This window comes from Aneurinibacillus sp. XH2, from assembly GCF_001439585.2.
Lineage (GTDB): Bacteria > Bacillota > Bacilli > Aneurinibacillales > Aneurinibacillaceae > Aneurinibacillus > Aneurinibacillus thermoaerophilus.
In genome coordinates this window covers 1559534-1579019 of record NZ_CP014140.1, presented here as the reverse complement: position 1 = coordinate 1579019, position 19486 = coordinate 1559534, and the positions used below count along the sequence as shown (strand labels likewise).

Here is a 19486-nt window from a genome sequence, read left to right as displayed (position 1 = left end):
GCCTATCGTGGCGCTTTTCAATATCCTACTTCATCCCACATATTTTGTTGTATAATTTCCATAAATTCTTTTTGTTGCTCGTATTTATTTTCTTTATTTGCATCTAGTTGTCCATCAACACCTGAGAAAAAGTGTCCTAATTCATCTATGCGTTGTTTTAAATTAAGCAAATCTATACGATATTCTTTATCCAGAGTAGGGGCTAATTTTTTGGTAATTGGATATCTAAACGTAAAAGAAGTCTTATCAAAAGCATGAAATTGATTTATGTAATCTTCTACTACTTTAATTGTTTTATCATCATCATTAGAGTTACATCCTTCTTGGATTAACGGCTTTATCTCATTCCATATTCTTAACAAATTATGACCTGCTTTGTCGATGGTTTTAACTTTATCCTCTGTGCTATGTTCAGAATAATTTAGATAAATTTCTTTCATTGAAAGCTCTAAAAATTGTCTGTAGAGAAAGACAATCGGAAAAACGTATGTATCTAAAACAGCAATATTTTCAGACTTAATAGCCAAATCTACTAAGTTATCAGCTGCTTCTTTATATCCCCTGATATATCCATGAAATTGCGAATCTTGTCCTCCCCATCCAAAATGAGCGATTTGATAATAGCTACCTGATTTAAACAGTTTTTGTCCTTCCTTAGGCCATGGATATGACATTTTAATTACTCCCTCTTTTTTCGAAGTAGTTTACCAAAATAACATCTCTTCTCTATAATTCTTCTCTAATACAAAATAAAAAGTTATGGAAGCTGTCCCCATTCCTCTAAAACAACGTTTTTATTTTCATCTTTCACTATTCTGTAAATCGCTTTGCAATTATGGTTCAAACATACATACACAGTAATCTCTCTTCTTTGTTGTTCATAAGTATCTTGTAATTGCATCATAGCACCACATTTTTTACATTCTTTAAACATACTATCCCCTCCCTCTCAATTCACATTCGACGAGAGGGACTATTTTCCTGCAACTGTAACGCAAAGTTTTAACGTTACAAGCCAACCAGCAAGCAAGGCATTAGATGAAGCACTTTTTCTGTTACACTGTTTCGCTGGCTCGTTTGTAACGTTACGCAAAAGAAAAAGCACCCTTTAGGATGCCTTTTTACTTACCTCTTTAATTTCCTCATTAATAATATACTGTAATAAGATACTTCGCTTTAATTGAGCAAAGTTTTTCTTTGCCCAAATTACTGATAAACCAACAAACACAACCATCCCTATCACCATCATATACCATAGTATATCAACAGAGTTATTAAATAGCATATTCATGGCTTGCTGAGTTTCTAGGTCTTCAGGTCTTTCTATAATAGACTCTATAAGCTTTTCAAACAACCCTCCTACAACACCATATAAACCTCCAACCCCCGCTATTACGAAGCTAAGTAAAATCGTTGATACTATTCCTGAGATTTGCAATAAATGCTTTGCTCTATTTTCCTCTATATTTGCAATCACCATTAATTTTTCCAATCTCTTTAGTTTATCCGAATCTGGAAGTTTATGTTGCAGATGTTGTTTTACAGCACTATAGCCGTTTTTACCTCTTACCTTTGTATCTAAAGAGTGGTAAGTATTATGTATTTCCTCTTCAAACAAAAACTTCTTCCCAAACATAAAGTCCCTCCTCTTCTCATTTAATAATAATTTACGTAGGAAAAAAGGAGAAAGATTCATGTTTTTAGCTATATTTTCCTATCTCCAAGGCAAAACAAGAAGCATCACGTGGGTGCTTTATCAAAAATTATTTTTATTAAAGGGATTGTATGATTCCAAATATTTTTTTATTTTTATACGGATATTATGTACTTCTTTTTCGATTTGAGAAATTCCACACCCTTCTTTATACAACCTCTTATTTATCTTATTTTTAATATATATTTCAGAATCCTTAATCTTATCTTTATATAGCCCCTGAGCTAGCTCTTCCATATACTTTCTTGACTCTTCAATAAATATAATATGCATAGAATTTAGCCTTTTTTCTAAATACCTTACTACTTCATTCGATATTTCTTCTGGAATAAACGGATCTGATTTGACACGATTAAGGATTTCTTCCAAAACAGCTTGTGACTTAGTATGAGGTATTCCTATACGAAAATTTTTTGAGTTCAATATTTTCTGTTCATTTTTTTTATAGACTTCTAATATTTTTGATATTATTTCTTTTTCCGGATCTAGTCTTACCCAATAATTTTCAGAGTTAGGATTAAATTCATTGTATAATGAATCTGATAATTTTTCTAAGTGATCCATTACCCTTTTTTTATATTCAGTGTTAACAGTATTTAAAAATCCCTTTTTAGCACTTCTATAAGTCAATACACCAACAATAGCTCCTACTATATAAAACAATATTTGAACTACCTTCAGTATAATATCTAGAAAATCCTTAACTCCAGTTGTATTTAAACCGATTGTTATTTTTAAACACCAAACCACAACTATTAAGAGTATAAAAATCATTACTCCAAGACTTGTATAACTTTTTACTTTTTCTATAAATCCTTTATTCATTTTAATCCCCCCTAACCTATACATCATAAGGCTAAGAGGTATTTATTGTAAACAAAAAGACCGCTCCTTGGAACGGTCTTCATTACAATCTTTATCAAGTTCGGATTTGTCTCATGTTTCTAAGAATACGACGATTCATTGCAACCGTGTTAGTAATTTCGTTAAAGGCTGTGATTGATTCTGTGTTCCTATCTATAGAAGGTACACTAAATTGATCAAGTTTTGACCTCTTTTTTGTAACAAAACCATCTTCTTCAGGATCGAAATATCTCATGGTATCGATAACTGCACCCGGAGAGTTGATCGCTGCTTTGCAGATAAGAGAGTCATTTAAACTTCCTTCAAGTGATGTCCTAAGGTGAATAAAGTCTGTTAAGGATATATCATTGTTCCAAACTGTTTTCATGGCTTCGCTCTCAGCGATATCCGCAGAAAGGATTACTTCTTCTCCTAGTAACCTTCCGTTATTAATTTCCTTAACCTTAACTTCAATAACTCTGTGGGTATCAAATAATCTTAAAAAAGACTCGTTTCCTTCTGGCAGTAGGACAGGAACAAAAGTACAGTTCGAGTTAAAAAGTTCGTTAAATGCACTATTAAATATGTCATTTAATCGGTCTAATGTTCTGCCTGGTTTTAAGTTTTCTGGTGGATACTTTTTGTTTTGGATTAAAAATGCTCTGGTACTAAAGTCGAATGCAAAAAACGTTCTGTCATACGGTTCAACATCTTCCCTAGGAACAATGCTTCTATCTTCTTCAACTTCATATATGTTTGGAACGTATTCCTGGCTAAATGTTCCTGCTATTACACCTCTATCTAATTCGATATCACTATTAATAACATAACGCAAACCATGTTCCGCTACATAAAAGCCTGTGTCTTGCAGGTAATTATAGAGTAATGCTTCTCGATTTTCTACATTCACTTCTTCATAAACTTGATACACAAAAAAATCCACCAGAACCATCCTCTCCCTTGTAAGATGATTCCATTATACTAGATATAACCAAAACGTCAAACTAGACTTTCCTCCAATTGATATACAGATTCAGAAGAAATCCACATTTTCTCCCCTGTCTTTTCTACCACAATCCTTAAATCAATTCCAAATTTGTGTTCTTCTACATCAATAACACGTGCTCGAAGTCCGTTCAACTCACCATTTTCACTATCGATAATTTCAACAAACTTTACACTTTTAAAATCCTCCACACTACATACCTCCCTGCTCATTATTAAATACACCTACCTTCTTCTATAATTATTTTGGAATTTCCTTCTAAGTGACATTTTTATTTTTTATTTTTCGCAATAAGTAAAGAGACCTGTCTTATATTGACAGGCCCCTTCGCTTATCTTCTGACACTATCATCATACCACCCCTATCTCAAAATAGTGCGCCAACTTTGCGCCAAAACTTTGCCATTTTTACGCCAAAAGTTCGCCACTCCCTAAACGGTTAATGGCTCCTCATTCTTCTCGATAACTTCCATCCTCAACATAAATGCCAGTGAATAAATAGCTCGCGCCTTCTCCCGGTCATACGTCCGGCTGGAAATGTTCAATTCGGTATACACCATATAATCAAAGTTCCGATCAACATCATCATTCAGATAGCGCATCTCAATAATTTGACGCTGGCGCTTCGGCAACCTCTTTACCGCTCTCTCTACGCGCTCTGTAAGCTCCCTGATGCGTTCCTCAGCATCCACATTCCAGGAGGCATTGTCACCTACCTGGTCACTCGTCGCGTTCGTCTGACCGTGAAAGCGAGGCTCGTATGAAGGAGTATTTCTTACCTCGCGTCTTTCAAAGCCGATGCGACGATAAATACGCGCAGTATCCAGTACGCCTTCTATTCTTTTCTGCGTAGCTTTCCGGTCAATTTTCGGCAAAAACGACATTTGCATGACGACTCCCCCTGCTCATGGTAAAATATTCTTGTGAGAGTAAGAACAGGGAATCCCTCTCCGGATGGCCGTCCAGAGAGGGGGTTTTTGTTTATTTATCAGGGAAAGAGGATATACTTAAGTAGTAGGATCTCTGTACCTTTTTTCTCTCCCTTACCCTTCTGCATTTCAGAGGGGATTTTTATTTCTGATTAGCGACCGCTATTCTCAATCGACGATTCGCTTCGCTAAACTTATCAACCAGCTTTTGAAGCTCTTCATTGTCCTTCCGCAACCGTTCAACCTCATCCAGCACCGCTTGAAAATACGGTGGTTCTGTTTTCAGCTCGTGCGTTTTCACTTCTCCTCATCCTCCCTTGCTTCATACTTTCTGCAGCTCTGCCACTTCTTCCGGAAGTCCGTTCCCGGCCCGTTGGAGTCGCCATACAACTCGCATTTGAAATACGTTCCGCCCCACTTTTTTCGATACAGGTACCGGCAAGTACCGCATGTTGTCCCTTCTGGCCCCGGACCTAAATGTTTCCGCATCTTATTCGGCTCTTTCTCCATTTCAGCCGGAGAAGGCGTAGGCATATCCGGGAATAAATCAAGCTGCTCTACCTCGTTCATACATTCTCCACCTCCAGCAGTTCTGGATTTTCGTAGATGTTGCCGATAATCTCTAGTTCGCCGGTCTAATACCGGCCTTTTTTATTTCTTCTCACCCTTTGGGTGTCTGTTCATAAAATGTTAGAGACTCTACACCCAGGAGGGAATTTTCATGAATCTATATACAAGTGATATAACGCAAGGATACAGTCCATATCCATTTGCGTTTACACCCGTACAGTATCAAGCCCAACCTGTACCACCTTCATATGCGATGTATCAAACCAATTTACAGGCCGTTCTTCCTCTTTTACGACAAGCAGTACAAGGAGAACGTAACGATGAACTTTTTTACGATTACCTGATTCAAAACGCTCCATCAAATCAGGACAAAGAAATCATTATCTCCATTCGTGATGATGAAAGGCGCCATCGTCAGATGTTTAGGCAGATGTACTATTCTCTAACAGGTCAAACTATTGGGCCGAGCGATAGCGAATCGTTTGAGAAACCAACCACCTATCTTTCGGGAATCGAAAAGGCCTTATTTGGTGAACTAAGCGCAGTAGAGCTTTACCGAAAAATTTACTTTATGATCCCGGGTACAGTATTCAAAAATATGGTGTTTGAGATTTTAACAGACGAGATTAAACATGCTAGTAAATATAATTTTCTGTATGCTAAAAATAAATAGGCTAGCAACGTTCCTTTGCTCTAATCAAGGGAGTGTTTTTTTGTGCCACCCACCGGGTCTCCCCGGCGGGCAACCGATTTATGCAATTACTTTCCACCCACGCCGCTGCCACCTATGCAACTCGTTCCAACGAATTAATTCATAGCGATAAACAACGTGAGCAGAGCCAAACCCTTTCTCTTTGCGACGAAGCAAATAGTAGCGTGCTTTCTTCATTACGCCACCAGCCTCGGCCGCCATACTTGGATAAACAGCAATAACTGATTGAACTCTGAGCGCCGCACATCACGGTAACTCGGAACAGCAAAACAATCTTTGATAGCTCGATGAATTTCACTGAATAACTTCCGGCGCTCTTTCTCCAAATCCGGCACAATCTCTTCCGTTCCATCAAAACAAAGCTGTTTAAATGCTATCTGTTCAGCCAGTTCGTACACACGCTTCGCAATTTCCTTCTGCACCTTGCGTTGCTCATGACTATTGAGTGTAATTTGCTCTTCCACTTTCCGATCCACTTCTGCCAGCTTCATTTCAAGCTGCTGTTGTCCTTGCCACAACTCTTCCTGTCCCTCCAACAAGTCTGCTGTAGTCCGCAAAACTGTTATTAACGCCCGTTCTTCCGAAAGAGGGACGACATTGTTAGATTGGACACTATAGCTTCCTGTTTTGCGGATTGAAGGTATGACCTCTTCTGCAAGCCAATCCGTAAATTTTTCTGCTTCCGGTTTTGTGCTTGCGAAAGTAATTTTATAAACACCAGCTTCGTTAATTACCGTCGTTTCTTGCACTCGACCGATGGCGTCGGTAACTCCGACGGCACGTTTCATCGAATTTTTTAATCTGGCTGTAGCGTCACGATGATTCTTAATTTCGAGCACTTCACAAACATCTTTGGCAACGAACCACGGCTCATTATTTACCATCACGACTCGTACTTCCCGATCTTTGAAATTGAAAATAGTTGGCATATTGCTCATCATTTCTTCACCTCGTAAATTTCAATTTCGGAACGTTGCTCCTTCGCTGTATCCACCTTCACCTTTTCGATTGTTAATTTGCGCACCTGCCGATCGTCGATCCAGGCAATGCCATTAAGGGAGTCCAAATATGCCTTCGCTAGATTATCTGCATCCGGCTCTCGAAGGCCATGGAGATAAGCAATTGCTTTTACTTCTACCAGCCCTTCTGCTCTCTTGATTTTCTCTGCTTTCGCAAGCCACCCGATGTAATTTTTGTACTCAAGGTAGCGCTGCGCTTGCTTATTGACAAACTTACTCCGCTGTGTCATGCGTACCGCCGGAACCGGGCGACCGGGTACAACCAACCGAATCATGCTTTCTTCCTCCGTTGCTCATTCCCAGCAAGTAGTCCCTGTTCTCTCCATCGCTTTTTCCGGCTATAAAGTCCCGACGGAGTGATATCGTACTGTATCGCGATTTGCCAATCTCTAAGCCCTTTTTCCCTATCCTGCATATAGCTTTCCGGTGTAAGCTCTTCGCGCGGTTTCGAGACAACTTCCATGAGTTTGATAGGCTTTGGTCGTACTTTTAGCACCGGTTGTACTTCAATCGACCCCGGCCGTATCTGCACTCCTTCGAGTTTCGAAGCCAGCGCATGCAGTTGTTTTCCGACCGGGCACTGCGTATTGCAGTATGCCTGCAAGCTTTGATTCGCTGCGTCCCAAGCGCTGCCGCTCTTCCCTTTCAGTGCTTGTTTCTTGGTCTCGCAGTTGCCGCAATGCTCGTCCAGTGTCCGGCATATCTGCAATCGAAGCGCTCGTTTTTCCTTCCTGGAAAGAGCTGTGTTACTCATCCGGCTCATCCTCCACTTCGATTTCAATCGCTCGTGTCTGTTTGTTAATCCGAATACCCGTGACTGTCTTGTCCAAATTCTCTGTACGGTTCATCTGCGAAAGTAAACTTTGTAGGCAGCACACCATATTCCGCACCTTTGCTTTGTCTGGAATAAGTACAAAGTATTTCATCTGGCTTCTCCTCCTAAAGATTCCAGTTGAATTTGAGTGATGAGAGTGAAAACGCAGTATTCTTGTACTTTATTCTCCTTCCATCCTAATGCTCACTTTACGCACCACTCATTTCCCTGAATCGTTTAACAGCCAGCTCACGCCGATAACTCGTCGCCTTATTTTCTATGATGATGCTTGTTCCAATGATTCGGTCATGAATCCGCTGCGCCTTGATTTTGTCCTCTTCTGTCGGCTCCAACGGCATAAAACGTATCAACAAATCGGCCGGAAAAAAGTTTGTGGTATACAGCGTCGGCTTTTTCTTGCGGTAACGGCCGTCAATAATCCGGAACATCACATCGAGTACCCAGTCTGTGATTTTCTCAGCACCGATATCGTCCAGAACGAGTAAGTCACAATCCCGAAGCGCCGTCATAATCTCGCTTTCCGTCTCTTTTTCTTTCTTGTTGAACGTGTTTCGAATACGCTCCAGTAATTCAGCCATTGTCTGAAAAACAACGGTAAATCCTTTATCTTTGACTTCGTGTGCCACTGCCGCAGCAAGGTGTGTCTTGCCGTTCCCAGGGATTCCCCAGAGCAGCAGCCCTATTTCTTCCTGGTGGTGCTCGAAGTTTTGGGCATAATCTCGTGCCATTTGATATGCCTTTTCAGCGCCAGGACGTGATTGAAACGTATAAAACTTACACTCTTCAAAGCGCTTACCCAGCTCTGAAATGTTAAACTTCCGCTCAATCATCTTTCGCTGAATAAGGGTCTCTGCTTGCTTTTGGTCATAGATGAACTTGTCAATTTCGCACTGGCAACGACTTTGTACAATACGCACTTTGCCGAACAACTCGATTTGTGTCTTTGGCACAAACCTGCCGCAAATCGGACAATAGTGATCCCCTTCTGCGTCTTTAGAAAGAGAGGGAATTAATTTCATCACGGAACGCTGGATCAAGTTCTCTGCTGGCTGCACTGCGTATGCCTCCTTTTGATTCTCTGATTTCGAACCTATTCTTGCTTTGACGGTTCAACATCCGCATTAGTTTTCTATAAGCCTCATCATCCCTTGTGTTTCTAAGAATCCCTAGCGTGTACTGCTCGCGTTTATCGTCGTGTTTTTCAAAGTGATGCCATACAGCGAAGTTAATTTGATTTGCGGAGTATTTTTTCATCTTCGCAAAAACCTGGAGCAAAACGTTTTTGGAAATCTTGCATGTACTTCTCGTTAGCCGCAGCATGTCACAATAACGAATTAAGAGTTTTCGGTTTACACCGGACGGCAAAACGTCGATGTTCTCATCGACAAAGGTTTCGATGTCTTTTTCTGAAACGAGCGACGTATTAGGTTTATTATTACTGCTGTTTATATTGCTGTTCTTATTGTTGTTACTATATATAAGTTGTCCCGTTTCTCCATTTGCTTGTGCCTTCGCTTGTACCGTTTCGCTGTTTGCTTGTTCCACTTCCATTTTGTTAGTGGGTAAATCCCAGGAAACACAAGGTTTTTCACCATCGTTTACTTGTACCATTTTGCCGCTTGCTTGTCCTTTTGCTTGTGCCATTTCCCCGTTTGCTTGTACCGTTTTTCTATATTTTGAGAGATTTTGATAAGCAGAATAGTTTACGATCATCACCCTAACACCGCGCTTCCCTCGAAGAGTTTCCATTGTGATAACTCCACCTTTTTGAAGTCGAGAAAGCGACGTGCTTATCTCTTTTCTTGACCATCCTGTTTGCTCTTCAAGTTGGGAAAGAACGAGAACAGCTTCTCCCGTATTCCAGTCAGCTTGTTCAAGCAAATGGTAGAAAAGGAGTTTGTCTCTTACATTTTTAATCGAGAGTCGGGGCAGAATCACAAACCCCGACGCTTGCATGATGATGTCTTTTTGCTCTTCCATACCCCGACATCTCCTTTGATTATTTAATAGAATAGAGTGTGAAAAATCCCGCGTATATTACCTCGCTGAGCGTTTAGTACGCGGCATTCTGTCTTCGTAGCCTAACGGGTCTTCCCACGCCCCTGAGCTATTTTCTAACCCAGGGGCTTCATCAAAAGGGAGGTCATCGTCCGATATGTCAATCGGTTTATTCATTGGAGTTGGACTGTCTCCTGCGCTTATCATAGCTAACAGTTCATCCGGACTCGTTTCTTGTAAAAGCTTGATTAAGTCACTCGCTTCTTTAGAAGTAAGCTCTGATACACTTTGCTTATTGTTTAGATATTGAATCAGGCGTTTTATTCCCTCTTCATCAAGCCCTTTCCCTTTGGCGATGGCGAAAATGGCCCTTTGCTGTTTTTCTGAGGCTATACCATTACCAGAAGATTGGTTATTGCTCCGTGAACCATGGGAAGATGAAGCTTGTTGCCTTGGCTGCTGATGCTCCTGCATCGGTATATCATCCATATCTTCAAGATCCTGTGTAAACAGTCCCGATGCTCCTGTAGCCTGCAGTGTCGCTCCAACCAACGCTCGCTTAATCGCCATTTTCTGAAGCGTATTCACCAGCATATAAGGGTCCTGATTTCGATATCGCTTTTCTTTGCTATTTGCCGAACCCTCACATTCAGCTAAAACCATTTCTGTACCATTCGGTAAGGTCTTAACGACCGTTACTTTGTAATTAAAATAAAAGAAGCCGTTATCCCAATCCTTTACCTGTTCAACAGCCTGAACACGGTGACCAAGCCCGTAAAACCTTAGTAGATTTTCAGCTCCTGGCTTTAAAAGCGACGGCTTCGGAGTGCCTGGAACAACACCGTAATCCGTTCCGTTTACGAGCACCTGCTTTGTGATTTGTTTCAGTGCCTGATAGGCTTGGAGAGCCTGCTGTGGCGTCACAGCGACTTGTGAAATATACGTCTGTTGTGGGTATTCCATGAGTTGGTTTTCTGGCATAGCCAATTCAATCACCTCTAGTTAATAAATTCCTTCCAGCAACATGAGCATATGACTCCGTATGGCTCCTCTTCTCTTGCGTGATACACCGGAGTGATTTTCTCCCCCGGCTCAATCGGTGCGCCACACATTTGGCAGTTTTCCATACTTATCACTTTCCTTTGCAAAGCTCACGGAAGGAACAATATCCGCAAGCAAACCCTTCTTCATTTGGATAAAAGACACCAGCACTAATCGCCTGCCCAACGCCCTGAATGGTTGCCTTTAAACGTTCCATTCGTCCTTTATCTATCTCCGTCTCTAATCGAGTAATCTTCGGGCCTTTCTTTAAGTTGACCACGTAATCCAGCCCAACTTTCACTTCCTTTTGCCCAGTAAGCTCTCGATAGGCAAGAGCGTAAGCTGCCAGTTGAATCGAAGAATCTACTACGTCAGCTGTAGGTGATTTAGATGCTGTCTTAAAATCTCGAATCGTTCCATCTGTTTCTGCTAAATCAATAAATCCTTGAAATGGAATGCCCTCGACTTCCATCATGAAGCCCGTTTCTACAAGGAAAGGGCTCAGATTTCGCCCATGTTCCTCATAATAAGCCATGGTCATTTTCAAGCCAGAATCCTTCAATTGACCTTTATCCTCGTCTTCCTTCCACTCCACTTCTTCCTTTTCAGTCTCCCAAGCATCCGAAAAAACATCAGCTACCTGCTCAGTTTCAAAAATTTCACCCGTTTCCATCTTGGCACGGTTTGCTTCTTCAATCGCTTTGTGAAAGGCTCGTCCCAGCAAAAAGCTACTGCCAAAAGTAGTCTTCATCCCGTAAACATACTGATATTCATACTGCTTTGGACAACGCTGGTAAGTCCGAATTTGCGATACAGACAGGTATCCACGCGGTAATTTTACTGGCACGTATATCCCTCCAATATTTGATTTTCAAAGAACTTTCGTGGTACATTGATAAAAAGTGATTTTTTAAGTGAGTGACCTGTTGCAGCAGGTCATTTTTTATTTACCCTGCAACCTTCTCAGTTGCAAAATTAGCAATGTACCCTCGAATACAATTATGTTCATCATGGAGATATCCCTCGTCTGTTTCCCAGACTTCTTCACCTTCATAGACCTCCCCACCACAACAAAGGCATTCTCCAACAACACGCGCTTCTTGTGGATCTGCAAAACCTTGTGAGAATCGGTCTAAGCTTGGCATATTCTTTTCACCACCTTTCTTCAAAGTTGCCAGCGCCCCTACCCCTACCCCTACGCTGGCTGTACAACCCCGATGGCTGCGCCTATGTAATTCTTGATGTTTGGCGACCCGTGCCGGAGTCGAACCGGCAATACCCATCGGGTCAAGAAGCCAGGGCACTTGCCCTAAGATTAGTAGGATTTTCCTCCCTTTTGTCTAATCATGTTAGATAGAGAGGAGGTGAAATTATGAAATCTTTAGGCATGAGTTATAAAGATCTTGAAACTACAGGATTTGTCGAGTATCAAACAGCCGTGCTTGATGTAATGGATGAAGAAGAAAAAGAGATTCAATTAGGTTCACCGTTATACAGTGCTTTGTTATCCGAAGCTCCACATGAAGCACTTATTCGAGCTGTTGCAAAGATGATTGAAGAGAACAACGCTGTGCTTCTAAAGCAGTTAAAAGCTCTTGGCGTCGTTCAGGACACTGAATGAATTTCTCAATACGTTGTTTTCTTATTTCAATTAAGGCTAGTTCGCCATCAATCCAAGCCGCCGGGCCACGGGCGGCTTCTAACTTCTCGACTCGCGCTTCCAGTGCAGTGATACGTTCTTCTATGGTCAAGCTTCTCACCCCACTTTCAAGTTAGTTCTAATCTCTTCGGCCAAGGAGTTAGGGTTCTTGCCCTGAGATCAGTAGGATTCCTCTGCCCTTTATTGAATTTTGTTTATAGGAAGAAGAGTTGCTTTTGTGAATGGCTTTCTTCCAAATTCATGACAGGAGGATATAAAAATGATGAAATTTCACTGTCATCGTTGCGAGGAAACATTTAGAATCGAGTTTCAAAACCTATACAACAAAGTGTTTATTCAGTGTCCAAATTGCGCTTTAGAGTTTCCTCCGGATGCTGTCAAGGCTCTAAGGCAGTTCAGCGAAGCCTACATGGATACAGTTGATATACTAAAGAAGACTGGCTCCTTTAAAGAGTGCTGGAGTATCTCTTTAGAAGGAAACTCTACTCCTTTACCGGGTCCTATAAACGAATTTGAACATGTGTCATTCGGTTACGAGAAAGAAAAAGAACAATCCTATTGGCAACATCGCCGCAAGCCTTATGAGGCTAAAATCCAGAATATCGATGATGGTGAATTTCTACTTTAGGTTGTTATCCGGTTCTTGTTTGCCATCACATTCAGAGCTTGTCTTAAATAGCAAGCAACGTTCTGAGCTTGTTCATAAGTAAGACCGTATGCAGAACAAACTTTAATCAATTCACTAACAACCTTGATTTCATCCGGGGTTGCCTCTTTTTGAGTGGTAACCCCCCTTTTTTCCAGCTTCTCGACCCGCGCTTCCAGCTCGGCAAGGCGTTGCTCAATCGCTTCCACATCATTCCCTCCTCTCTATGTATTGCACTTCTCGGAAGTGCTGCCGGAACCGGGGAAAAGACGTGGGTAAGAGAAAAGGTGGAGTTCAACTTCCCGGCCCCGGCAGCAAGCCCGAGGAGCTTGCCGCACACACGAACATGTGTTATTCTTTTTTTGATAAGTGCTCATCAAGCTGTTTCTGTGTTGCCGCACAGGACAGCTTTTTTCTTTTCTAACCTTTCTCTGTTCTGCCGAAGACGCTCCCTATACGCTTGACTCTGTTCTTCATCCATAAGCGACATGTCGTAGGCAGCCGTTCTTTCCAATACTTCCTGTAAGCGAAGGTTAATCTCCAACGCGGTTACCGCACGACCTGTCGCTTTCTGCTGCTCGGATATTTGTTCCAAAACCAATGTGCGTTCCGGCATCGTTAATTCCAGCCAATCTTTCGGTTTCATTCCCTTTCACTCGCTTTCGATAAAATGTTTCCATGTCTGCCAGTGTCAAAACACTTCTTCCTTTCGACTGATCGCCATCACATACAATGTCAATCATGCTTGGCCGTTCATCATGCTCGATAGCCATGCTTATCGCTCCCCTTGCTTGACCTGGTACTCATGCTTTTTAATCAGCGCCTCTCGATCCAGGCCAAACTCTTCTTCCAGCACGCCCATCATGATGACTCCCTTGTCCACTACATCCTTAAGCTCAAACCACACCTTCTCTGCTGCTTCTCTTCGCTTTTTCTGGCAGATATGCCTGACAAAGATGATTTCCCCTAACGCCTGCATCCCTTCTTTCAGCTCTTTCAGCAAAAGCTCTTTCAACGCCGATGGATGCAAATCAAAGTTTGGAACAAGCTTTAACAAATTAGAGATAAACCCGCCGGTTCGCTCATCGGCCAGCCATAACGTGAAGCGCCAGTTTATTGAAGCAAGTTTGGCATCACTGCTTTCCGGCCACTTCCTTGCGCCACTTTCCACTTTGCTCATCATGGAGCGTTCAAAGTTCAACTGAGCCGCCAGCTCCCCCTGGGTGATGTTCTTTTCTTTCCGGTACTGGCGTATGAAGTCACCAATGGACATTTCGTTTCCTCCTTTCGTCACGTTCTCTTCCTTTCGTTTTGTCGCTAACTCATGATACGCTTTCTTCAGGCCAGTACCGGACACGGAACCGACGTCCTCGAATCTCTACACATTCGGGCAGCTCGTAATTCACCGCTTGTCCGAAGGTAGCCCGGATAACGGAAAGGACACAATGGCCGTATACGGGTTTGCCGTTATCATAAGCAATCGGCTGGGCCTTGATTTGACGAAGGAGCGCTTTCGCCAATGCTGCATGAGGCCGACCTCTTTTTGTCAGCAAGCCGAGGGCTTCGGCAACTTCAGATGGCGTGTACATATGATTCACCCCCTTTCCAGCAAGGAAGGAATATGATTATGCAGTTGTGTTATTCTGGCTCTTCCTGGCGAGCCATTGAAAGAACTCATCCCGCTGAACCCGGCGAAGACGGCCTTCAAAGGGTAGCAAAGGAAAGTCTGTGCGTTTCATAAGTTCGTATGCTGTTGGTTTGGATACCCGCAGGATTTCTGCAATTTCTTTGGCTGTTAGAATCATTGGGTAATCTTGGATGGATTTTGGTTTAATGGCTTCCTTTTGCAAGTTCACTCGTCTCCTTTCAGGCTGATTTAAGTTTTTCTATTTCTTTTATAACGGAATCCGTTAGTTTTTCATCAAAAAAAACTGCTATGTCTACTGATAAAAGTTCGGCGATTACGCGTAATCGCTCAACATCTAAACGAACTGTTCCATCTTCAATATGTTTGTATCCCTGTAAAGACATATTTAAAAGACTAGCAACTCTTGTTTTAGTAATACCTTTAGCTTCACGAATACGTTTAACATTTTGATAAACCATTCTTTCACCACCTTCCAACTAACGCTTTCCGTTAATTAAATAATAATAACGGATTCCGTTATAGTCAATACCTTTTTTAATCTTTTTCTCAAATTACGTTAGTCTTGTATCCATAATCGTTAGTTGTGATATATTTGTCTTATAATGGAGGTGTCTAGATGATTGGGAGAAGAATAAAAGAACAACGTCAAAAATTAAAATGGACACAAAAAGAGCTTGCAGAAAAAGTAAATGTCTCATCCCAAGTCATTTCTAACTGGGAAAGAGGCTATACCACTCCCAACTCTGATGATGTAGCCCTCCTCTCAAAAGCATTGGATATTTCTTCTGATTATCTTTTGGGGCACAGTAATGATCCTTCACCCAAAAAACAAGTCGATACTGTAAATAGGGCTTTTCATAGCCTTGAAAATCTCACTGAAGAAGAGAAAAGCTATCTAGAGATGCAATTAGAGATTTTCCGTAAAATTAAAAGTCAGAAAAAAAATAATAACGCCTGAGCTCAGGCTCAGGCGATTTTTTATACATAAAAACAGGAACATACGTTTTGTTTTGGGGAGGATTTTTCATGCTAGAGCTTTATAGAAAGACAGAGCTTGAAACATGGATTGAGGAACAATTTAAGGAGGTTGGCATTCTAGAACCGCGGGATTTGAAGATAAGCAATATCGCCCGCCAGTTTGGGGTTGAAATTGAATATATGCCTTATGCCCCCAGTAATGCGATTTGGGATGATGATACCGTGGTTGTTTTTATTGACTCCATGAAGTCCGATGCAGAGCAAAAAGAGATTTTTTATCATGAGCTTTGCCACCCATTGCTGCATGAAGGAAACCAGAAAAATATGAGTCCGTTCTTTCGTAAGCTACAGGAGTTCCAGGCAGAGCAATTTCTTATGTATGCAGCTCTCCCCTTCTTCATGATTAATCGCTTTGAAATCCCATATGAGGAAAAAGGAATGGTTGCGCTTCTGACCCAAGTGTTTGAGGTAACACCGGAGCTGGCGAAGAGAAGGGTTAAGCAGATTCGTCGTCGGATATTTCAGACACAGTTGGATAGACAGTTTATACAATATCTCAAGGAAGAAGATAAAAGGTTAATAGGGCACGCGATTTCTTATCGATTCGAAAATTAAAATACAGTGGAAGGATGAAAATGGAAAGGCAGTTTTAGTAAATACTAGCTCCTTAACAAAAGTACCGACATGTAGGCCTCAAACCTTTTGTCGGTATTTGTTGTTTTGTGAGAGTGCCCTAAATGCTGTTTAAAGTAATACCTAACAAACAAAAAAATCCACTTATTTAAACCTTTAGTTCGACTTTCTCGAAAACAAATTCTTTAGTAAGCTTAAAATTCAAATCATACGATTTCCATTTACCGATTATTTCTGAGTTGTTTTTTTCGTATGTAAAAGTGATTCTTCCCGAAATTAAAGATTCAATAATTTCTTTTTTTATCATATAAAAATACTGCTCATTTGCCCAATGTTGCAAACGCAGAGGAAGTGATTCAAAAACCTGTTTAAAACTCTGCAATAATTCATCTGGAAGTAAAAGCTCATAAGAAAAAGGGGCAACGTGATGTACCGTACACGTTTTATTATCTAATCTGTAAATGATACATCTCTCTCTCCCAAAAACAAGATATATAATTTCATCATCTATTTGTATATTTGGACTTTTTTTCAAATCGGAAAGAATCATTTGCTCAACAAAATCTTTGTGGATTTGGAGATAACGTTGAAACACACTATTATCAATTGTATACTTTTGTTGCTTCAACGTTATCCCCTCCTTTTATTATTTCTTAACCAGCCTTTTTGTTATTCTTTCCGTCTCTATAGCTTTATACTTATGCTCCGCATCCATAATATTTTCAAAAAATTCCTCTAGAGCCTCTTCTGTAATTATATACCCTTCATTATGACCTGGAGTAAGAAGCTTGTGTAACTCTTCATAAAAAATATCCGGTATTAATGAAATTAAGTTCATATTCTGTCTATACCAAGAGTGTAACGCTACAAACTGTTCAACTAATATAAATGCTGGAGTTGTTCTATGTTTCGGAGCTAAAGTTTTAATAAAGTGGTTAGCCATCGCTTCAATTTGATTTTCTTTAAATTTATTACTAATAAAAATGTGACTGCTTACTTCTTCAGTTGAGCAATAGGATGATATAGTCCTTAGTTTATTAATTTCCTGCACGTATCCACTTGCTTTGCGCTTTTCATCCGCGTCTAAATCATAGCCTTTTTCATCTGTAGTTAATTTACAATCGTATGTAAATATATATCTTTCTTCAGTTGATACTGATCCACTTCTATAAAATTGGAGTGCAAATATCCCTTCAGGAACAGAGTGCCCTGCATATTCCTTCCCCCATTTCTCAGAATTAGGAAGCATTTCCTTTATAATTGGAAACACATCATCTTCAAAATCAGAAGGTGAATACTTATCCTTTAATTCTTTGACTTTTCCCTGAACCCATCTTAAATTTTCATTGGATTTAGTAGCTACACTTGTAATTTGATTTTTTGTTCTTACGGCTAAGTTGTCAACAACTTCATCCAATATTTGTTCTAGTTTTTCATTATCATCTCTATAACGATAAATGATTCCAAAATCCAAAGTTTGAATGGTATTAGGAATAGTTAAATTAACATTATACTTGTCTACACCGAAGTGAATAATAATTGTCGGAATAAGTTGTCGCTCAATTGCCTCAATCACTTTTTTGGAAAGTATCTTTTCACTTACTAAAACCTGATAGGGATTTTTCTTATAAACGAACTTCTTAAAATTATATTGCGTACCAGAAATCTTGATAGTAGAAGAGTTTATAGCAGCACACTCATGTTTCATTGCAATATATTTGTCAAATACTCCTTCTACTAATGACGTAATTTTTTTCTTATCTGTTATCAGTTCTGTATTTTCAATAGTATGGTACTCTGTGTTTCCACATTTACACCCTTCATCGAAATCCGACTTATCCTTGGTAACTCTTCCACATTCATAGTTACTGCATTTATATAATTTTATCAATTCTTCCTTTATTAGATTATTTCTTTTCAACTCTTCTAGTAGGTCAGAAAGATCTGAAGAGATTTGTTCTTTCGAATCCAGCCTTAGAATATAATCAATTTTATCTGCATATCCTTTTTCAAACTTATTCTTTATCGGTTGGTTTAAAGGGAGGCCAAATTTTTGCCGAAATTTAGTTATAAACCCTTGTCGTACCTCTTCATCTAATCCACTATCATCAAGTTTAAACATCACGTTTGCTTCATCTAAAATAATACTTCTCACAGATTTTGTATGATTATGTGTCGTAATAGAAAGCTGAGAAATATTTGATAGACTGTCCATTTTTATAACGCCAAGCTTAACTGCATCGATTACCGAGGGCCAGATATCACTTTTAGGTAACTGAATGATTACTTGGGGCGACTTACTCAATAATGAATTAGAAAACACTATTTTGTTAATAACAAAGTCCTCAGGCTCTTTTCCTGTTACACTATTACCAAGAGAGAAGAGTTCTTCTAACTTATTCTCGTCATACTCTTCATACACTTGTTGCTTAATCTCTCTCAAGCTCGCTCCTATATCACCCTCTATATAGTTGCGTATACCTCTCTTTTCCCCTTCTGTTTTTGCTTTAATATGTAAGATTTTCTCGTCTAAATTAACAGAAAAAAGAAGTTTACCAACCTCTTTTAAACGCTTGGGCAAATCGAAATCTGGCTTTTTCGAATCCTTTGCCAGTTTATGAATTAAGAAAATCTTTTCTTTATCACTTAGGTTACAACAAGCTACTATCCTATACTCTATTTCTTTTCCTGTAGCCTGATATAGCTGATTTACCAGTGCTTTATGATAAGTATCTTCTATTGCTAAATCGTTGAGTTTTCCCTGAGTAAACTTACCATCAAAATTATATAGATAATCTGTACCTTTTAGCATCCACTCATGGACTACAAAAACTTCAAAAAGATACGATGGAGCAGCATAAAAAAGGTGAGTTAACTGTACAAACGCCGAGGAATCGTATCTTTCTTTAGAACGAGCAAAAATCCTGTTGTAGTACTTAATAATAGCTTTCTTTTTTCGCAGAATAAACTCCCTCAAAAACGCTAAATATCTTACGTTGGTATCAACTCTAATTTCTTTAACTAGTTGCCCCTTGTCCTTTTTTTCGGTTTTAATCCCCATTATTTTAGCTATATCTATAATCTCTTCCGGCTTTAGCTTTTCTAAAAATACATCGATATGTAATCTTTCCCAGTTATTAGCTTCGGTAATTTTTTCATGGTTTACTTCGAGTCGATCCCAATATTCGTTGTCTACATTAGCCAAAGTCTTATATTTTTGATTTAGTAGCAATTTCTTTTCCTCCTTAAGAAACA

General features: G+C 40.0%; 32 protein-coding genes and 1 pseudogene. 5 read left to right on the top strand and 28 right to left on the bottom strand.

Annotated features, from left to right (window positions below; translation table 11 throughout):
- Positions 1-17: 17 nt before the first annotated feature.
- From ACH33_RS07770 to ACH33_RS20540, 10 genes and pseudogenes are all read right to left on the bottom strand, one after another.
- A complete protein-coding gene (locus tag ACH33_RS07770; protein ID WP_057898498.1) occupies positions 18-674 on the bottom strand; it encodes a hypothetical protein in 657 nt (218 codons plus the stop codon).
- 83 nt (positions 675-757) lie between these two features.
- On the bottom strand, positions 758-934 hold the full coding sequence (locus ACH33_RS19145; protein WP_156424015.1) for a hypothetical protein: 177 nt from the start codon (positions 932-934) through the stop codon (positions 758-760).
- A gap of 174 nt (positions 935-1108) precedes the next feature.
- Entirely contained in the window at positions 1109-1636 is a 528-nt protein-coding gene (locus ACH33_RS07765) for a hypothetical protein (protein ID WP_057898497.1), read from the bottom strand.
- Positions 1637-1756: 120 nt separating this feature from the next.
- Positions 1757-2539 carry a hypothetical protein gene (locus tag ACH33_RS07760; RefSeq protein WP_057898496.1) on the bottom strand — a complete coding sequence of 261 codons (783 nt, stop codon included), beginning with the start codon at positions 2537-2539 and terminating at the stop codon, positions 1757-1759.
- 94 nt (positions 2540-2633) lie between these two features.
- The gene (locus ACH33_RS07755; RefSeq protein WP_156424014.1) at positions 2634-3509 is read right to left on the bottom strand and encodes a hypothetical protein; all 876 of its coding nucleotides are present in this window, start codon (positions 3507-3509) and stop codon (positions 2634-2636) included.
- Between the two features lie 47 nt (positions 3510-3556).
- Complete coding sequence (locus ACH33_RS07750) at positions 3557-3754, bottom strand: hypothetical protein (protein WP_057898494.1); 198 nt, start codon at positions 3752-3754, stop codon at positions 3557-3559.
- Positions 3755-3993: 239 nt separating this feature from the next.
- Entirely contained in the window at positions 3994-4452 is a 459-nt protein-coding gene (locus tag ACH33_RS07745; RefSeq protein ID WP_057898493.1) for an ArpU family phage packaging/lysis transcriptional regulator, read from the bottom strand.
- Positions 4453-4633: 181 nt separating this feature from the next.
- Entirely contained in the window at positions 4634-4792 is a 159-nt protein-coding gene (locus ACH33_RS19140; RefSeq protein ID WP_156424013.1) for a hypothetical protein, read from the bottom strand.
- On the bottom strand, positions 4789-5061 hold the full coding sequence (locus ACH33_RS07740) for a hypothetical protein (RefSeq protein WP_057898492.1): 273 nt from the start codon (positions 5059-5061) through the stop codon (positions 4789-4791). Before ACH33_RS07740 ends, ACH33_RS19140 begins: the two co-directional genes overlap by 4 nt.
- Positions 5058-5120: pseudogene (locus ACH33_RS20540) on the bottom strand (YopX family protein); the annotation flags it as partial. The pseudogene ACH33_RS20540 and the gene ACH33_RS07740, both read right to left, overlap by 4 nt.
- Before the next feature lie 92 nt (positions 5121-5212).
- Here ACH33_RS20540 and ACH33_RS07735 point away from each other — a divergent pair.
- Entirely contained in the window at positions 5213-5734 is a 522-nt protein-coding gene (locus ACH33_RS07735; RefSeq protein ID WP_057898491.1) for a ferritin family protein, read from the top strand.
- Between the two features lie 78 nt (positions 5735-5812).
- On the opposite strand, the gene ACH33_RS19130 is transcribed toward ACH33_RS07735, so the two are convergent.
- From ACH33_RS19130 to ACH33_RS07690, 10 genes are all read right to left on the bottom strand, one after another.
- The gene (locus ACH33_RS19130; protein ID WP_162265010.1) at positions 5813-5974 is read right to left on the bottom strand and encodes a hypothetical protein; all 162 of its coding nucleotides are present in this window, start codon (positions 5972-5974) and stop codon (positions 5813-5815) included.
- On the bottom strand, positions 5950-6714 hold the full coding sequence (locus ACH33_RS07730) for a BRO family protein (RefSeq protein ID WP_082705948.1): 765 nt from the start codon (positions 6712-6714) through the stop codon (positions 5950-5952). Before ACH33_RS07730 ends, ACH33_RS19130 begins: the two co-directional genes overlap by 25 nt.
- Positions 6711-7067: a RusA family crossover junction endodeoxyribonuclease gene (locus tag ACH33_RS07725; protein WP_057898489.1), complete on the bottom strand. Its 357-nt coding sequence runs from the start codon at positions 7065-7067 to the stop codon at positions 6711-6713. Before ACH33_RS07725 ends, ACH33_RS07730 begins: the two co-directional genes overlap by 4 nt.
- Positions 7064-7546 carry a zinc-finger domain-containing protein gene (locus ACH33_RS07720; protein WP_057898488.1) on the bottom strand — a complete coding sequence of 161 codons (483 nt, stop codon included), beginning with the start codon at positions 7544-7546 and terminating at the stop codon, positions 7064-7066. Before ACH33_RS07720 ends, ACH33_RS07725 begins: the two co-directional genes overlap by 4 nt.
- Positions 7539-7718: a hypothetical protein gene (locus ACH33_RS07715; protein ID WP_057898487.1), complete on the bottom strand. Its 180-nt coding sequence runs from the start codon at positions 7716-7718 to the stop codon at positions 7539-7541. Before ACH33_RS07715 ends, ACH33_RS07720 begins: the two co-directional genes overlap by 8 nt.
- Before the next feature lie 97 nt (positions 7719-7815).
- On the bottom strand, positions 7816-8682 hold the full coding sequence (locus tag ACH33_RS07710; protein WP_156424010.1) for an ATP-binding protein: 867 nt from the start codon (positions 8680-8682) through the stop codon (positions 7816-7818).
- Entirely contained in the window at positions 8621-9607 is a 987-nt protein-coding gene (locus ACH33_RS07705) for a DNA ligase-like domain-containing protein (RefSeq protein ID WP_057898486.1), read from the bottom strand. The genes ACH33_RS07710 and ACH33_RS07705 overlap by 62 nt, the downstream gene beginning before the upstream one ends.
- Before the next feature lie 57 nt (positions 9608-9664).
- The gene (locus ACH33_RS07700; protein WP_057898485.1) at positions 9665-10606 is read right to left on the bottom strand and encodes a hypothetical protein; all 942 of its coding nucleotides are present in this window, start codon (positions 10604-10606) and stop codon (positions 9665-9667) included.
- A gap of 151 nt (positions 10607-10757) precedes the next feature.
- On the bottom strand, positions 10758-11513 hold the full coding sequence (locus ACH33_RS07695; protein ID WP_057898484.1) for a RecB family exonuclease: 756 nt from the start codon (positions 11511-11513) through the stop codon (positions 10758-10760).
- Between the two features lie 100 nt (positions 11514-11613).
- The gene (locus tag ACH33_RS07690) at positions 11614-11949 is read right to left on the bottom strand and encodes a hypothetical protein (RefSeq protein ID WP_156424009.1); all 336 of its coding nucleotides are present in this window, start codon (positions 11947-11949) and stop codon (positions 11614-11616) included.
- Between the two features lie 89 nt (positions 11950-12038).
- Here ACH33_RS07690 and ACH33_RS07685 point away from each other — a divergent pair, with 89 nt between their 5' ends.
- Positions 12039-12287 carry a hypothetical protein gene (locus ACH33_RS07685; RefSeq protein ID WP_057898482.1) on the top strand — a complete coding sequence of 83 codons (249 nt, stop codon included), beginning with the start codon at positions 12039-12041 and terminating at the stop codon, positions 12285-12287.
- A gap of 298 nt (positions 12288-12585) precedes the next feature.
- Positions 12586-12954, top strand: a complete 369-nt coding sequence (locus ACH33_RS07680; protein ID WP_057898481.1) for a hypothetical protein — start codon at positions 12586-12588, stop codon at positions 12952-12954.
- On the opposite strand, the gene ACH33_RS07675 is transcribed toward ACH33_RS07680, so the two are convergent.
- From ACH33_RS07675 to ACH33_RS07650, 6 genes are all read right to left on the bottom strand, one after another.
- Positions 12951-13181, bottom strand: a complete 231-nt coding sequence (locus ACH33_RS07675) for a hypothetical protein (protein WP_057898480.1) — start codon at positions 13179-13181, stop codon at positions 12951-12953. The two genes, ACH33_RS07680 and ACH33_RS07675, sit on opposite strands and share 4 nt — an antisense overlap.
- 167 nt (positions 13182-13348) lie before the next feature.
- Positions 13349-13618, bottom strand: coding sequence for a hypothetical protein (locus tag ACH33_RS07670; RefSeq protein WP_057898479.1), 270 nt, complete (start codon positions 13616-13618; stop codon positions 13349-13351).
- Positions 13619-13747: 129 nt separating this feature from the next.
- Positions 13748-14245, bottom strand: a complete 498-nt coding sequence (locus tag ACH33_RS07665; protein WP_057898478.1) for a helix-turn-helix domain-containing protein — start codon at positions 14243-14245, stop codon at positions 13748-13750.
- 49 nt (positions 14246-14294) lie between these two features.
- Complete coding sequence (locus ACH33_RS07660) at positions 14295-14561, bottom strand: hypothetical protein (protein ID WP_057898477.1); 267 nt, start codon at positions 14559-14561, stop codon at positions 14295-14297.
- A gap of 36 nt (positions 14562-14597) precedes the next feature.
- Complete coding sequence (locus ACH33_RS07655; protein ID WP_236781985.1) at positions 14598-14822, bottom strand: helix-turn-helix domain-containing protein; 225 nt, start codon at positions 14820-14822, stop codon at positions 14598-14600.
- A gap of 16 nt (positions 14823-14838) precedes the next feature.
- Complete coding sequence (locus ACH33_RS07650; RefSeq protein WP_057898476.1) at positions 14839-15078, bottom strand: helix-turn-helix domain-containing protein; 240 nt, start codon at positions 15076-15078, stop codon at positions 14839-14841.
- 158 nt (positions 15079-15236) lie between these two features.
- Between ACH33_RS07650 and ACH33_RS07645 the strand changes: the two genes are divergently transcribed.
- Positions 15237-15578 (top strand): helix-turn-helix domain-containing protein, encoded by a 342-nt coding sequence (locus ACH33_RS07645; protein ID WP_057898475.1) that lies wholly within the window; start codon positions 15237-15239, stop codon positions 15576-15578.
- Positions 15579-15646: 68 nt separating this feature from the next.
- Positions 15647-16213: an ImmA/IrrE family metallo-endopeptidase gene (locus ACH33_RS07640; RefSeq protein WP_057898474.1), complete on the top strand. Its 567-nt coding sequence runs from the start codon at positions 15647-15649 to the stop codon at positions 16211-16213.
- A 166-nt stretch (positions 16214-16379) separates the two neighbouring features.
- On the opposite strand, the gene ACH33_RS07635 is transcribed toward ACH33_RS07640, so the two are convergent.
- Both ACH33_RS07635 and ACH33_RS07630 read right to left on the bottom strand, forming a co-directional pair.
- Positions 16380-16859 (bottom strand): hypothetical protein, encoded by a 480-nt coding sequence (locus tag ACH33_RS07635; protein WP_057898473.1) that lies wholly within the window; start codon positions 16857-16859, stop codon positions 16380-16382.
- Positions 16860-16877: 18 nt separating this feature from the next.
- Positions 16878-19436, bottom strand: a complete 2559-nt coding sequence (locus tag ACH33_RS07630) for a hypothetical protein (protein WP_162265009.1) — start codon at positions 19434-19436, stop codon at positions 16878-16880.
- Positions 19437-19486: the final 50 nt, after the last annotated feature.